Annotated in this window: 13 protein-coding genes and 1 pseudogene; 5 read left to right on the forward strand and 9 right to left on the reverse strand. The window is 64.3% G+C overall.

Annotation, left to right across the window (positions count from 1 at the left end):
- Nucleotides 1-72 precede the first annotated feature (72 nt).
- From QZY01_RS07615 to QZY01_RS07635, 5 genes are all read left to right on the forward strand, one after another.
- The gene (locus QZY01_RS07615) at nt 73-1,287 is read left to right on the forward strand and encodes an ABC transporter permease (RefSeq protein ID WP_294535394.1); all 1,215 of its coding nucleotides are present in this window, start codon (nt 73-75) and stop codon (nt 1,285-1,287) included.
- Nucleotides 1,284-2,009 (forward strand): ABC transporter ATP-binding protein, encoded by a 726-nt coding sequence (locus QZY01_RS07620; RefSeq protein ID WP_294535397.1) that lies wholly within the window; start codon nt 1,284-1,286, stop codon nt 2,007-2,009. The genes QZY01_RS07615 and QZY01_RS07620 overlap by 4 nt, the downstream gene beginning before the upstream one ends.
- Complete coding sequence (locus QZY01_RS07625; RefSeq protein WP_294535400.1) at nt 2,006-3,055, forward strand: HlyD family efflux transporter periplasmic adaptor subunit; 1,050 nt, start codon at nt 2,006-2,008, stop codon at nt 3,053-3,055. Before QZY01_RS07620 ends, QZY01_RS07625 begins: the two co-directional genes overlap by 4 nt.
- Before the next feature lie 571 nt (nt 3,056-3,626).
- A complete protein-coding gene (locus QZY01_RS07630) occupies nt 3,627-3,860 on the forward strand; it encodes an AbrB/MazE/SpoVT family DNA-binding domain-containing protein (protein WP_294535436.1) in 234 nt (77 codons plus the stop codon).
- A 24-nt stretch (nt 3,861-3,884) separates the two neighbouring features.
- The gene (locus QZY01_RS07635; RefSeq protein WP_294535403.1) at nt 3,885-4,292 is read left to right on the forward strand and encodes a PIN domain-containing protein; all 408 of its coding nucleotides are present in this window, start codon (nt 3,885-3,887) and stop codon (nt 4,290-4,292) included.
- Nucleotides 4,293-4,957: 665 nt separating this feature from the next.
- On the opposite strand, the gene QZY01_RS07640 is transcribed toward QZY01_RS07635, so the two are convergent.
- The 9 genes and pseudogenes from QZY01_RS07640 to QZY01_RS07680 all read right to left on the reverse strand — a co-directional run.
- Nucleotides 4,958-5,407, reverse strand: coding sequence for a low molecular weight phosphatase family protein (locus QZY01_RS07640; RefSeq protein ID WP_294535406.1), 450 nt, complete (start codon nt 5,405-5,407; stop codon nt 4,958-4,960).
- Nucleotides 5,408-5,413: 6 nt separating this feature from the next.
- A complete protein-coding gene (locus QZY01_RS07645) occupies nt 5,414-5,902 on the reverse strand; it encodes a UPF0262 family protein (protein WP_294535409.1) in 489 nt (162 codons plus the stop codon).
- A gap of 2 nt (nt 5,903-5,904) precedes the next feature.
- Nucleotides 5,905-7,200 (reverse strand): histidinol dehydrogenase, encoded by a 1,296-nt coding sequence (gene hisD / locus QZY01_RS07650; RefSeq protein WP_294535412.1) that lies wholly within the window; start codon nt 7,198-7,200, stop codon nt 5,905-5,907.
- 175 nt (nt 7,201-7,375) lie between these two features.
- Entirely contained in the window at nt 7,376-7,852 is a 477-nt protein-coding gene (locus QZY01_RS07655; RefSeq protein WP_294535415.1) for a DUF2948 family protein, read from the reverse strand.
- A gap of 398 nt (nt 7,853-8,250) precedes the next feature.
- The gene (locus tag QZY01_RS07660) at nt 8,251-9,741 is read right to left on the reverse strand and encodes an efflux transporter outer membrane subunit (protein ID WP_294535418.1); all 1,491 of its coding nucleotides are present in this window, start codon (nt 9,739-9,741) and stop codon (nt 8,251-8,253) included.
- 17 nt (nt 9,742-9,758) lie between these two features.
- On the reverse strand, nt 9,759-11,378 hold the full coding sequence (locus QZY01_RS07665; protein WP_294535421.1) for a DHA2 family efflux MFS transporter permease subunit: 1,620 nt from the start codon (nt 11,376-11,378) through the stop codon (nt 9,759-9,761).
- The gene (locus tag QZY01_RS07670) at nt 11,375-12,481 is read right to left on the reverse strand and encodes an HlyD family secretion protein (RefSeq protein WP_294535424.1); all 1,107 of its coding nucleotides are present in this window, start codon (nt 12,479-12,481) and stop codon (nt 11,375-11,377) included. Before QZY01_RS07670 ends, QZY01_RS07665 begins: the two co-directional genes overlap by 4 nt.
- Before the next feature lie 198 nt (nt 12,482-12,679).
- Complete coding sequence (locus QZY01_RS07675) at nt 12,680-13,888, reverse strand: acetate/propionate family kinase (RefSeq protein ID WP_294535427.1); 1,209 nt, start codon at nt 13,886-13,888, stop codon at nt 12,680-12,682.
- Between the two features lie 27 nt (nt 13,889-13,915).
- A pseudogene (locus QZY01_RS07680) lies at nt 13,916-14,156 on the reverse strand (phosphate acyltransferase); the annotation flags it as partial.

Raw genomic sequence — 14,156 nt, forward strand, 5'->3', positions numbered from 1 at the left:
GTATACAATATTTGGCCGAGGCAACTCAAGCCCCGTCCCGGCCTGGCGAAACCGGCCGCAAAGGAGTTCGACTTGTCGCTGTCGGATTCGCAAAGCCTCGAACGCACGCCGGGCCGCGCCGCTCCGGCGTGCGTCTGGCGCGCGCGCATGACCGGACTCATCGCATGGCGAAATCTCGTTCATGACCGCGTGCGCTTCGGCGTCACGATTGTCGGCATCGCCTTCGCCACTCTGCTGATGGGAATCCAGCTCGGCATGCTGGTGAATTTCATGCAGACGATCTCGGCCGTGGTCGACCGGTCCGGGGCCGATCTTTGGATCGCCGCTCATGGGGTGAAGACCGTCGATCTGGCCACGCCGCTCGAGGAGCGACGCCGTTTCCAGGCGCTCTCGACCATGGGTGTCGCCAGCGCCGAGCCCTATCTGCTCGGCTTCGGCTACTGGAAGAAGCCGGACGGCGTCCTCGAGACGGTGATCCTGATCGGCGTGGAGCCGGACGCGACCATGGGCAGGCCGTGGGACGTGCTCGACGGCGTCAATGTCCATGACGCGCTGCTATCGCCCGACGGCGTCATCGTTGACCGGCTTTATGCGGCAAAACTCGGCGTGAGCCGGGTCGGCGAAACCTTCGAGATCAACGACCGCCGCGTGCGCGTCGTCGGCTTCACCTCCGGCATCCGCACCTTCACCCAGTCGCCCTATGTGTTCATGTCGCTGCGCAAGGCGCGATCGCTGGCCACAAATCTCGTCCACGGCGGCAAAACCATCACTTACGTGCCGATCCGCGTCGCCGACGGCTTTTCGCGCGAGGAGACGCGCCGGAAACTCGCCGCCCGCATGCCCGACGTAGACGTGCTGACCAGCGCGGACTTTTCGGGTCAAAGCCGCGCCTATTGGCTTTTTTCCACCGGCGCGGGCGTCTCCATCGTCTCGTCCTCGCTGCTGGCGATGTTCGTCGGCGTGGTCATCGCCGCGCAGACGCTTTACGCCAGCACCATGGACCGTCTGCCCGAATACGCCACCCTGCGCGCCATGGGCGGAAGCCGATTCTATCTCTACAGCATCGTCATCCAGCAGGCGCTGATCGGCGGCGCCATCGGCTACGTTTTTGGCATGTCGGCGGCCCTGCTCATGGCGTGGGCGGGGCGCGAAAGCAGCGCCACGCCGGAAATTCCCTTGTCGCTCGTCCTCGGCATCGGCCTTGTGATCGAGGTCATGTGCGTCCTCGCCTCGCTGATTTCGCTGAAGAAAGTGACGTCGATCAATCCGGCGGAGGTTTTCCGATGAGCGCGCCGGCCCTCAGCATCCGCAACGTCAGCCATGTCTTCGGCTCCGGCGAGACGGCCTTCACCGCCCTGCGCGAGGTCGATCTCGATGTGCGGCGCGGCGAAATTCTATTGCTGATGGGCCCTTCGGGCAGCGGCAAGACCACCTTGCTGCATATTCTCGGCGGCCTGTTGCGCCCGACGTCCGGCAGCGTCCGTCTCAACGGCAAGGCCATCGAGCATCTCGGCGAGGAAGAGCTGAGCGCCCTTCGCCTCAAGCATTTCGGCTTCATCCTGCAAAGCTATAATCTGTTTCCCGTGCTGAGCGCGACGGAAAACGTGCTGGTCGCCTTCGACCTGATGCGCGCGAACCTCGCCGAAGGCCGCGTCCGCGCCCGCGAGTTGTTGCGCACAGTCGGCCTCGCCGACAAGCTCGACGCCTTTCCCGCGCAATTGAGCGGCGGCCAGAAGCAGCGCATCGCCATCGCCCGGGCGCTCGCCGGCGACCCGCAATTCCTGCTGGCCGACGAACCGACCGCCGCGCTCGACGCGGACACCGGACGCAAGGCGATGGCGCTGTTCGCCCGCCTCGCCCATGACCAGGGACGCGCCGTGGTCATCGTCACCCACGATCCGCGCATTCTGCCGCTCGCCGACCGCATCGTCCATATCGAGGACGGCCAGATCGCGCCTGCGTCCGACAATGACGCGCAACCGCCCGTTTTCGCCGGAGCCCCGACATGATTTCCCGCACATGGCTGGTTCTCGCCGTTTGCGCCCTGGCCGGCGCCGCGGGCGCGATATTGCCGCGTCCGGGCGGGCCAGCGCCGGCCGCCCAGACCGCCGCCGCCCCGTCGCCGCGCGCCGCCGTGGCCGCCTCGCCCGGACTGGTGGAGCCCTATGGCGAGGAGCGCGAAATCGCCTCGCAGGTCATCGGCGTCATCGCCCAAATGGGGGTGGAGGAGAACGACGCCGTCCGCGCCAACCAGCCCATCGCCATTGTCGATAACCGCGAACAGACGGCGCGGCTCGCCTCGGCGCGCGCGCAGCTTGCCGAAGCGCAGGCCCAGCTCGAAAAGGCGATCAATGGCGCGCGGCCGGAGGAAAGGCGCGAGGCGGAAGACATTCTTGCGCAGGTCGAGGCCGACCTGAACATGGCGAATCTCGATTACGCCCGCAAACAACCCCTCGTGAAAAGCGGCGCCGCCACGCAGGCGGCGCTGGACCAGTCCACCGCAACCCTGCGCGGGCTGAAAATGCGCCGCGCGGCCGTGGCCGAAAGGCTGGCGTTGATAGTGGCCGGAACGCGGCAGGAAGACCTGGCCATGGCCCGCGCCGCCGTCGCGCGTTTGCAGGCGGAAACCGACCTCGCTGCGGCGCTGCTCGACAAGACCATCATCCGTTCCCCCATCGATGGCGTCATCCTGCGCCGCCAGCGCAACGCCGGCGAAGCGGTGACCAATATCGACCCGACGCCGATCGCCATTGTCGGCGACCTGAGCCGGCTGAGGGTGCGCGCCGAAGTCGATGAAACCGACATAGGCCATATCCGGGTCGGCCAAAGCGTCGCGGTGACGGCCGACGCTTTTCCGGGCAGGCGTTTCGGCGGAACGGTGGCGCGCATCGCGCAAAGGCTCGGCGCCAAACGGGTCGGCACCGGCCGCCCGTCGGAAAAGACCGACATGAAAATATTGCAGGTCCTGATCGATCTCGACCCCGAGGTGAAGCTCCCCGTCGGGCTGCGGGTGGACGTTTCCTTTCTTCCGGCGAACGCCACCGCAGAGCGTTGAGATTCGTTTCTTTTCCACCGCAACCAGGGCCGGCGAAACAGACAGGCGCCGACGGCGCCGCGATCCTGTTCGGCAAAGATCGCCATCGACGCCTTGGCGCGTTTTCGACGTCAGTTGAAAGTTTCGAATGATGAGGGTTTGCGGCCCGGCGGCCAAAAGTCTTAATTTGCGCGAATGGGTTGGCTGACGCCGCAGTGCCGGTCGAACCGGTCCGGGGTGGAAATTCCCTGCTAACAGGTAAAAGAACAGGGAAATTTGGCATTTCGGCCGGAGCACGGGCCTGCCACGCAGCGCTTTCGCCTCAAATTCAATGACTTACGAAAGGATTTCCCTGGAAGCCGGAGCAGGGAATAAAATGCGCGAAACAGGGATCGAAATTTCGATCAACAGGCAATGAACGTCCGTTTGAACGACGCCGTTGGAATGTCGGACGCCTCAGCGCAAGTTGACGAATTGACGATCATCCGCACGACGTGATATCTATTATAGATAGATATCAATATTCGGGAGGCGCGCGGTGAAAGCGAACGCTGACAAGCCGAATGACAAGAAGCCAACGGCCAAAATATTCATGCATGGCCGGAGTCAGGCCGTGCGCCTGCCGAAAGATTTTCGGTTCGAAGGCACGGAAGTTCGCGTCAGCAGGGTCGGCGACAAGGTCATTTTAGAACCGATGGAAAAGCCGCCGTTCGACGTGAAATCCTGGCGCGCGAACCTGGACGCGCTGGGGGCGCGAGATTTTCTGCCCGATGGCTTGCCCGAAGATCAGCCAATCGGGCCAGACGATTCAATTGCACTCGACTGAAATCCTCATCTATTGAAGCCCTCAATGTTTTGTCTGGACACCAATATTGTCGTATTCGCACTCAACAGGCGACGTCCGCTCATCGACGGAAGGCTTCAGGCCGAACTTGTCGCCGGCGCCACGCTTTTGATCCCTGCCATTGTTCTGTTCGAACTTCGCTATGGCGTCGCCAAGAGCGAGCGGCGTGAAGCTTCAGGCCGCGTGCTTGACGCCTTTCTCGCCGATCGCTTCGAGATTCTGCGCTTCGACGCCGAGGACGCAACGGAGGCCGGGGACATCCGCGCTTATCTCGACGGAAAAGGAACGCCGATCGGTCCCTATGATGTCCTGATCGCCGCGCAGGCCCGTCGGAGAGGCGCGGCGCTGGTCACAACCAATCGGCGCGAATTCGAGCGCGTGCCGGGGCTGATCGTCACCGATTGGGATGCCTGAATGGGGCCGGGTGAAACCGCATATGGCGGCTGCCTTTCGAGAACGGTTCTTGATCCGAAAATCATTCAGGCTCTCGCCAATGAAGAGAAGTCCTGCTGCTTGGCCGCCCCTTATGGAGTTGTGCCATCGGCCCTCGAAAAGGACCGATGGTATCCGCTCCGACTGGAGCGGCGCCGGTAGGGCGTCGATAGACGCCCGTTCTTGCGGAAGGGCTATGGCTTTCGACGAGCCGGAAGCAAAGGCCGATGGTATTAAGGGCGCGCCCATCAAAATTACGGTAACATGCCGCAGGCGCTGACAGCCTCTTATCGCCCGATTTTTCCCGCCACGCCCGCGCCTCGTGCGTCGCGATCTCGCGGCCCCGGTCGACGATCCCGAAACCTGTCGCCTGCGCCAGAATGCAAATCTCGCGCGGTTCGTGCGCAAGCAGAGGCGGAGCGCCCTGAGATTGGCCTCCTTGGCCGTCCACAGCCGCAAGAATTCTATGCCCGCAAGGACCCCGGGATAAGCCGCAAGGTCGTCGTTCCGTTTTCGTGCAGCCCGTTCCAGGGCGCTTCCGGAGCCGGGTCGAAAGCCGCCAGCTCTTGCGTGCAAAAGGCCCGCAAAAACCGCACGGCGCCCTGCCGCGCCCCAAAAATGCGCCGAAACGCCGCGCGGCGGAAAATTCAACCCGCCCCCAAGGGGCGCACGTCGAATCTCAGTTCGATGCGCTGGAGCAGGCCGTCGCGCACGGCGCGATAGGCTTCGAGCTTCTGTTCGCGCGCGCCATCGACGTCGGTGGCGTCGGGGGTCGGCCAGAATTCGACCGGGATCCGCCGGTCGCGGAAAATTTCCAGCGCCCGGCGATGGGCCTCGGGCGACAGGGCGACGATCAGGTCGAAGTCGAAATTATCCAGATCCTCGAAGATTTTCGGCACATGACGCGAAAGATCGATACCCGCTTCCTGCATCACCGCCATGGCGAAACCGTCCGGCTCGCCAGCGCGCGAACCGACCGAGGCGACCTCCATCGACTTGCCGAACAGGAAGCGGGTCAGCGCCGCCGCCATCGGCGAGCGGATGCTGTTTTGCGTGCAGGCGTAAAGCACCGCGCGAGGGAGCGAACCGGAGGCCATTTTCGCTCAGCCCTTCCAGTGCAAGGCGGTGACGAGGGTGAAAAGTCGCCGCGCGGTGTCGAAATCGAAATCGATCTTGCCGCGCAATCTTTCCCCGAGCAATTGCGCGCCATCGTTGTGCAGGCCGCGCCGACCCATGTCGAGCGCTTCGATCTGCGAAGGGCTGGCGGTGCGAATCGCCGCGTAATAGCTTTCGCACATCAGGAAATAATCCTTGAAAATCCGCCGAAACGGCGTCATCGACAGGATATGGACGACGATCGGCGCGCCGGCTTCGTCGAGAACATGCAGCGCCAGCTTCGAATCGTGCATTCCGATCCGCAGGCAATAGGGTCCGCCCTCGTGGTCGGGCAGCGAGAATTCGTTTTCCTCGATCAGATCGTAGACCGCGATGGCGCGCTCATGTTCCTGATCGGCATTGCCGCGCTCGATCGACTCTTCGTCGAAGGTGACGTTGATCAATCGGTTGCGCGGCAGGCCGTCCAGTTGATCCATCCTCACGCCCCGCCGAGCCGCAACGACACGGAAAGCGCATGGGCGTCGAGCCTTTCGGCCTTGCCGAGCGTGACCGCCGCCGGGCCGATGACGCGCAGGCTTTCGGGCGAGCATTTCAGGATCGACGTGCGCTTCATGAAGTCCAGCACATTGAGGCCGGAGGAAAAGCGCGCCGAGCGCGCCGTCGGCAGCACATGGTTGGAGCCGCCGACATAATCGCCGATGGCTTCGGGCGTCCAGGCGCCGATGAAGATCGCTCCGGCGTTGCGCACTTTCAAAGCCAGACCCTCGGCGTCGGCGGCGATGATTTCGAGATGTTCGGCGGCGATTCGGTCGGCGAGCGGGACCGCCCGGTCGAGATGATCGACCACGACGATCGCACCCTGTTCATTCCAGCTTTTTTCGGCAATTTTGCGGCGCGGCAGGGCTTTCAGGCGCTCGGCCACCGCCGCCTCGACCGCGTCGGCAAGCCCCTTGTCGTCGGTGATCAGGATCGACTGCGCCGCCGCGTCGTGTTCGGCCTGGGCGAGCAGGTCGATGGCGATCCACTCGGGATTGGCGGTGTTGTCGGCAAGGATCAGCACTTCCGACGGGCCGGCGATCATGTCGATCCCGACCTGCCCGAACACCCGGCGCTTGGCCGCCGCGACGAAGGCGTTGCCGGGACCGACGATTTTCGACACCGGCCTGATGCTGGCCGTCCCATAGGCCAGAGCCGCCACCGCCTGCGCGCCGCCGATGCGGAACACTTCATCGACCCCGGCGAGTTTGGCCGCCGCGAGCACCAGCGGCGACAATTTTCCGTCGGGCGCGGGGGCCACCATCGCCAGCCGCTCGACGCCCGCCACTTTCGCCGGAATGGCGTTCATCAGCACCGAGGACGGATAGGACGCGGTGCCCCCCGGCACATAAAGGCCGACCGACTCGACCGCGCTCCAGCGCCAGCCGAGTTCCACCCCGGCGGAATCGGTGAAGCGCAGGTTTTCCGGCTTCTGCCGTTCATGGAAGGCGACAATGCGGTCGCGCGCCAGCTTCAACGCCTCGATCTGGTCTTTCGGGCAGGCGGCGAAGGCCTCGTCGATTTCCTCGGGCGCGATGCGCAGGGTCGCCGGCGTCAGTTCGATCCGGTCGAAACGGCGCGAATATTCGATCAGCGCCGCGTCGCCGCGCGCAATGACCCCGGCGATAATGTCGCGCACGACGATATCGACGTCTTCCGCCGTCTCCCGCTTCATATGCAGGAGTTTTTCGAAGTTTTCGTCGAAACGGGCGTCGGCGGCGTCGAGCCGGAAAGGCATCGAAAATTCTCCGGAAAAACCTTGGAAACGAGCTGAAGGCGCTGAAAGCCGGTTGCGATCCGGTTGGATCGGATCTGGGCTCCCGTCTTGTTCGAAGCTTATTCGCTCACGCGGCCCTTCGGGCCTTCACCCGAACCGCCATCGACTGCGCTTGAAAACGCAATGGCGACCTTTGTCAAGCTTCGCCGGAGCCTGCGGTTGCGTGACCCGGCGCGCGGCGCACGCGCCGGCGCGGGCCGAGATCGGCCATGCGCGCTTCGAGACATTCGACCTCGAGCAACAGGGCGCAGCCGCCCGAAAACACCAGCGCCACCGAGCCCGACGGCGTCTCGCCGGGAATGAATTCGATGTCGAGGAGGTTCAAGATATCGTTCGGGCGATCCTGGCGAAACCCATGCAGCGCCACCTTGCGCACGTTCTCGAAATGCAACCCGGTCTGCGCCCGGTGGGGGGCGCGGCCGCAGTCGAATGCGAGCCAGTCGAAACGGTTCAGCGCCAGCACGAAACGCTTTTCCCTCGGCAGATAGACCATGTCGCCGACGCGCAGGATGGCGTCCTGCAGATGCGCGGACAATACGGCGAGGTCGTCGCTGTCGAGCGCGATCAGCCGTAATTTTTCCTCGGCGGGCTGTTCTTCTTGCGCCTTCGTCATCGCCGTTCCTCGTCGACGCCTGTGTTACCGCGCGGCGCGAGGCGAAGCAAGGTTCTGGTTTTGCGGGCTGATCGCCAATACGGGGAAAGTTGTGCAAAGCGCGCGTCTGATTTTCACTGGCCGCGCGCCGGTAAAGTTGATCAGGCGACGAAATCGGGAAGCTGTCCCGATCATTTTTATCCGAAGTCCTGCTGGCCGAGCCGGTCCCGGCCATCCACGCGGCGCCGGAGCGCCCGATTTTTCTGATCCCTGCTCGCGGCACGGCGTGTGCGCCCGTCTCTCGACGGGCGATGGCCGGCCATGACCCTTGCGGGTTATAAAAATACCAGAAACGACAACCGTTCTCGTTTACCCCGACAGCCATGCGCAAGGGAAGCAGGGAAGCCCTGCGATTGCGGCTATCGCGGCAATTCCACCGCCACCGATGTTTCGCCAATTGGAAACACATTCTCCCAGCCGCCGCCGAGCGCCTTGAACAATTGCACCGAATCGAGCGCCGCATTAGTCGTGCTTTGCGCCAGTTGCTGTTCGGCCTGCAGCGACGTGCGCTGCGCGTAAAGCACGTTGAGGAACTCGGTGACGCCATCGCGGTAGCGCGAGCGGGCGATGTCGAGAGCCTGGCGGGCGTGTCCATATTGCGCCGCCAGCCGTGCGCGGCGTCCCTGTTCGAGCCGGTGCGCGACCAGGGCGTTGACCACTTCATGCCAGGCGCGCAACACCGTCTTGCGATAGGCGAGCGCCGCCTCGATCTGCTGGGCCTCGCGCAATTCCACGGTGTTTTGCAGCCGCCCGGCGTTGAAGATCGGCAGGCTGATGCTCGGGCCGACGGCATATTGCAGCGAATTGCCCTTCCACAGGTTGGTCAGGTTGAGCGCGTCCAGTCCGACCACGCCATTGAGCTGCACCGTCGGATAGAAGGCGGCGACGGCGACGCCGATATCCGCCGTCGCCTGATGCAATTGCGCTTCCGCCGCGCGAATGTCGGGGCGCCGGCGCGCCAGTTCCGACGGCACGCCGACCGGAATGGCGGGCGGCGACAGGGGATTGGCCCGGGGCGCGCCGAGCTTCGCCCGCAAGGCGCCCGGCGGCTGGTCGAGCAGGAAGCCGAGGGCGTTGATGAGTTCCGATTCCTGCTGCTGGAGCGCCGGCAATTGCGCGCGCACGGATTCGATTTCGGCGGCGGCGTTCTCGCTGTCGAGCGCGCTCTGCAAGCCCTTGGCGCGGCGTTCCTCGGCGAGGCGCAAAACACCCTCGGCGATTTTCATATTGTCTTTGGCGATACCGATCTGCACCTGCACGCCGCGCAGCTGGATATAGTCGCGCGCGACTTCTGCGAGCGCCGAGACCAAGGCGTCGCGGCGCTGTTCCGCCGCAATGCCGGTCTGGGCGTCGGCGGCCTCGACCTGCCGGCGGACATGGCCCCACAGGTCGAGCTCCCAGGAGGCGTCGAAGCCGATATTATTGTCGGTGATCGCGGGAATCTTGACCACGCCGGTCGGCGACAAGGGCGCCAGCAGGCTCAAGATGCCATTCTGGCTGTAGAGTTCGGTCGGCGCCTTGGCGTCGGCGTTGAGACCCGGCCATTGCGCCGCGCCCACGACGCCGCGCTGGAACCGGCTTTCGGCGAGCCTGACGGTCGCCGCGCGCACGTCGAGATTGGCGCTTGCGACCTGGTTTTCGAGTTCCGTCAGCGTCCGGTCATGGAACAGCGCCCACCAGGCGGGGTCCGGCGGCGCGCTCAGCCGCCCTCCGGCGTCCGGGGCGGCGAAGCTTTTCGTCGGCAGGCCGGGGTCGGGCGGCGCGAAATCCGGTCCGACGGTGCAGCCCGACAACAGCATCACCGCCACGAGACAGCCGCGCCAGCGAAGGAATCGCGAAATTTCCGGCATCGCGCAAAATCCCGCCGTCAATGCGCACCCCCCGGTCCGCCCGATGATTTTTTCGAGGTCATCAGAAAAGTGAAGGGAACCACCGCGAAAGCCACGATCGCGCAATAGATGAAGACGTCGCTATAGGCCATGATCGCCGCCTGGGTGCGAATCATTTGATAGATCCGGCCCAGCGCCATGTTTTTCGCCGCTTCCGCCGTATGTCCCATGGCGATCAGCGATTGCTGGTAGGTCGTAACCAGTTCCTGATAGGGCTGGTTGAGCGGATTGGCCCGTTCGGTCAGGAAATTCTGGTGCGCCTGCGCGCGCTGGGTCACGGCGGCGGTCGAGAGCGCGATGCCGACCGAGCCGAACACATTGCGAAACATCGCAAACAGCGCCACCGCGTCGCCATTGAGGTCGCGCGGCAAGGTCATATAGGCGACGGTGCTGATCGGCACGAACAGGAAGGCCAGCGCAGCAGTCTGCAACATGCGCATGAAGACCAGAGTGCCGAAATCGATATTCGGCGCCAGATGGCTCGAATAGATCAAGGCAAAGCCCATGATGGTGAAGCCGGCGGCGATCAGATAGCGCGCCGCCATCAATTTAAGCGCCCGCGCGACGAAGGGAATCAGCAAAATCACCATCAACCCGCCCGGCGACAGGATCAGTCCGGCCCAGGTGGCGTCGTAATTGAGGTTCTGCTGCGTCATTTGCGGAATCATCACGGCGCTGGCATAGAGAATGGCGCCAGTGGCGGAGATCATCACACAGCCGGTGGCGAAATTGCGATCCTTGAACACGTCGAGACGAACAATCGGCTTGCGCGCCACGAGCAGCCACATGATCGCGCCGACGATGCCGAGAAAGGCCAGCACCGCCATCAGCTTGATGAAGCCGGAGCTGAACCAGTCGGCGTCCTGGCCGCGATCGACCATGATTTCGAGGCAGCCGAGGCCGACGGTGATCAGCGACAGGCCGATGAAATCGACGCCCCGGCTCCGGCGGTTCTTGACCCAGGGCGGGTCCTCGACCAGCGCCGACACCAGAAACACCGCGATGATGCCGACGGGGATGTTGAGCCAGAAAATCCAGCGCCACGACGCCTGATCGGTGATGTAGCCGCCGAGCGTCGGACCGAGCACCGGCGCGACGATGGTGGCCATGGCGGCGACGCCGAAAGCCGCGCCGCGCCGCGCGGGCGGAAACGTGTCGAGGATGATCGACTGCTGGTTGGGCTGCATGCCGCCGCCGAAAAACCCCTGCGCCAGCCGGAAGACGATGAGCTGGCTCAGGCTCGTAGCCGAGCCGCACAGAAACGAACAAAAAGTGAACATGGCGATGCAGATCAGAAAATAGCGCTTTCTGCCAAGCAGGTCGCCGAGCCAGCCGGAAATGGTCAAGACGATGCCATTGGCCACGAGATAGCTGGTGAGCGCCCAGGTCGCCTCGTCGGCGCTGACCGACAATGTCCCGGCGATATGCGGCAGGGCGACATTGACGATGGTGGTGTCGAGCACTTCCATGAAGGTCGCGAGGGTCACGGCGATCGCGATCAGCCAGGGATTGCCCGCCGGCTTCCACGCCGCCAGGGGAGCCGTGAAGGGAGCCCCTGATGGAGCCGGGAGCGGCCCTGCGACCGCCGCGTCGCTCATTTGAGCGCCACCGTCGGCACGACCGAAAGCCCGAGCGGAAGCGGGCGTTGCGGATCGATGCCGCTGTCGATGGCGATCTTGACCGGCACGCGCTGCACCACCTTGACGAAATTGCCGGTGGCGTTTTCGGGCGGGAAGGCGGTGAATTTCGAGCCCGAACCCTGCTGGATACTGTCGACATGGCCCTCCAGCTTCGCTGAAGGGTAAGCGTCGATCTCGATTTTGACCTTCTGGCCGGGCCGCATCCGGTCGAGCTGGCTTTCCTTGAAATTGGCGGTCACCCAGCGCTCGGGTCCGACGAGACTGAGAATCTGCTGGCCCGGCGCGACAATATTGCCCAGTTCGACATTGCGCTTGGTGACCCAGCCGTCCTGCGGCGCGCGCACGACCGTCCAATCCAGATTGAGGTCCGCCTGGGCCAGCCGCGCTCGCGCCTGTTCGACCTGGCCCTGCAATTGCCCGACCATTTTTTCGACCTCGCCGATGCGCTGCGGTACGGGCGAATTCTGCGCCACCTGGGCCTCGGCCAGCGCCGCCTGCGCCTGCGCCAGTTGCAGCGCCGCCTTGGCCGCATCGACATCCTGCTGCGACGTCGCCTGCCGGCTCAAGGATTTCTGGCGGTCGTAATCGGCCTGCGCCTTGTCGAGCGTCGCCTTGGCGGCGGCGGCCTGCGCCCTGGCCTGGGCGAGCACGGCCGGGAAATTCTTGCGCGCCACTTCGAGCCCATAGGCCTGCCCGGCCTGCTGGGCTTCGGCGGTCGCCAGCGCGCCCCCAGCGAGTTCGCGGTCGTTTTGATATTGGCGCGGATCGATGCGGATCAGCACGTCGCCCTTGCGGACGAATTGGTTGTCGGCGACATCGAGCGAAACCACCGCGCCGCCCACCTGCGGCGCGACGATCACGGCCCGTCCATCGGTAAAGGCGTCGTCGGTGCTTTCGATATTGCGTCCGGAGTACCAAAGATAGAGGCCGCCAAGCGCCATGGTCGCGATAATGGCCAGCCCGGCCGGCAAGATCCGGCCCGCGCGCTTCTTGCGGGCCTCGTCCTGCGCATCCGGCCCGGCGGGTTGTTGCGCCGTTTCCGCAGTTTGAGCGTCCGTCACCGAAGAATCCCCGTTCGTCCATCCGTAGCGAGGACATAACCGACTGAAGGCGGCTTGTCTTGCGCCTTGTTGTTGCGGCGCAAGGCAGGCGAACTTGCTGGTTCGCCAACCTTGGTCGTTTCGATACGCTCGCGTGAGAGTTCCGGGACCATCACGCGTCAGGCAAGCCCGCGGTCGATCCCTGGGAGGTCGCGCCGTTCAGGAAACAGCGGGAACGAGCGGCTGCTTGAGGGCGAGAAGCTCCGCCGTGTGGGCGGCGATCATGCGCTCTTCGTCGGTCTTGAGGACCAGCGCGACCACCGGCGAACCCTTCTGCGATATGATCCGCTCGCGATTGGCGTTGGCTTTGGCGTCGATCTGGATGCCGATCCATTCCATATCCTGCAGGATCGACTGGCGGATATTCACTGCATTCTCGCCGATGCCGCCGGTGAGCACGATACAGTCGAGGCCGCCGAGCATCGCGCAGAGGCCGCCGATCTCGCGGCGCACGCGCCGGACGAAATAAGCGATGGCGTCCCTGGCGGATGGTTCGTTCGAGGCCTCCAGCACGCGCATGTCGTGCGAAATGCCCGACATGCCCTTGAGGCCCGAATTCTTGTAGAGCAGATCTGTGATCTCGGCCGCGCTCATCTTCTTTTCGGCCATCAGATAGAGCACGACGCCGGGATCGAGCTGGCCGCAGCGCGTGCCCATCGGCACGCCGTCGAGCGCCGTGAAACCCATGGTCGAGGCGACCGATTTTCCGGCGTTGATGGCGCAGAGCGAGGCGCCATTGCCGAGATGGGCGACGATCACCTTGCCACGCGCCAGCACCGGTTCCTCATGGCGCAGGATGCGATCGATGAATTCATAGGACAGACCGTGAAAGCCGTAACGGCGGACGCCCTCGTCGTAATAGTGGCGCGGCAGGGCGAAAGTATCGGCAAGATAGGGGTGGCGGCGGTGGAAAGCGGTGTCGAAACACGCCACTTGCGCCACGCCGGGAAAGGCCGCCATCGCCGCTTCTATGCCGGCGAGATTATAGGGCTGGTGCAGAGGCGCCAGAGGCTCGAAACCGCGAAGAATGCGCAAATTATCGGCATCGACCAGCAGCGGCTCGGAATAGACCGGGCCGCCGTGCACGACCCGATGGCCGACGCCCACGACATGCGCGCCGCTTTCTTCCTTCTCCATCCATTCCAGCACCGCCGTCAGCGCGATTTTGTGGTCTGCTGCGCCATGGCTGCGGTCGAGCGTGAATTCCGTCTTTTCGCCGTTGCTCTTGTTGGCCGTGAAAGTCGCCCTCGCGCCAATGCCGTCGATCAGGCCGAGGGCCAGCGGGATCAGGCGTCCCTCGACGATCTCGAACACCGAAAATTTTACCGAGGAGGAGCCGGCGTTGATGGTGAGGATGATATCCGTCATGCGTTACTCCTGCGGGGAGCGTCGTCTTTACTCCGCGGCGAGCGCCTTGTCTTGCGCGCCGGTAAAGGCGCGGCCGTTGCGCCGCCAGTAATCATAGAGCTTCGCCAGCGCGCAGGAGGCCAACCGGGCGCGGTCGTTGTCGGCTCGGCTGGTCAGAATCACCGGCGCCAGCGCGCCCACCACCAGCCCCGCCGCCTCGGCATGGGCGACGAAGGTCAGTTCCTTGGCCAGCATGTTGCCCGATTCCAGATTGGGCGCGATCAGCACA

Source organism: uncultured Rhodoblastus sp. (assembly GCF_903903185.1).
Lineage (GTDB): Bacteria > Pseudomonadota > Alphaproteobacteria > Rhizobiales > Beijerinckiaceae > Rhodoblastus.

Bases quoted from the DNA above. Each gene is read 5' to 3' on its own strand.
- QZY01_RS07620 (WP_294535397.1), top strand. From the start codon at position 1,284: ATGAGCGCGCCGGCCCTCAGCATCCGCAACGTCAGCCATGTCTTCGGC.
- QZY01_RS07625 (WP_294535400.1), top strand. From the start codon at position 2,006: ATGATTTCCCGCACATGGCTGGTTCTCGCCGTTTGCGCCCTGGCCGGC.
- QZY01_RS07630 (WP_294535436.1), top strand. From the start codon at position 3,627: ATGCATGGCCGGAGTCAGGCCGTGCGCCTGCCGAAAGATTTTCGGTTC.
- QZY01_RS07635 (WP_294535403.1), top strand. From the start codon at position 3,885: ATGTTTTGTCTGGACACCAATATTGTCGTATTCGCACTCAACAGGCGA.
- QZY01_RS07640 (WP_294535406.1), bottom strand. From the start codon at position 5,407: ATGGCCTCCGGTTCGCTCCCTCGCGCGGTGCTTTACGCCTGCACGCAA.
- QZY01_RS07645 (WP_294535409.1), bottom strand. From the start codon at position 5,902: ATGGATCAACTGGACGGCCTGCCGCGCAACCGATTGATCAACGTCACC.
- hisD (WP_294535412.1), bottom strand. From the start codon at position 7,200: ATGCCTTTCCGGCTCGACGCCGCCGACGCCCGTTTCGACGAAAACTTC.
- QZY01_RS07655 (WP_294535415.1), bottom strand. From the start codon at position 7,852: ATGACGAAGGCGCAAGAAGAACAGCCCGCCGAGGAAAAATTACGGCTG.
- QZY01_RS07660 (WP_294535418.1), bottom strand. From the start codon at position 9,741: ATGCCGGAAATTTCGCGATTCCTTCGCTGGCGCGGCTGTCTCGTGGCG.
- QZY01_RS07665 (WP_294535421.1), bottom strand. From the start codon at position 11,378: ATGAGCGACGCGGCGGTCGCAGGGCCGCTCCCGGCTCCATCAGGGGCT.
- QZY01_RS07675 (WP_294535427.1), bottom strand. From the start codon at position 13,888: ATGACGGATATCATCCTCACCATCAACGCCGGCTCCTCCTCGGTAAAA.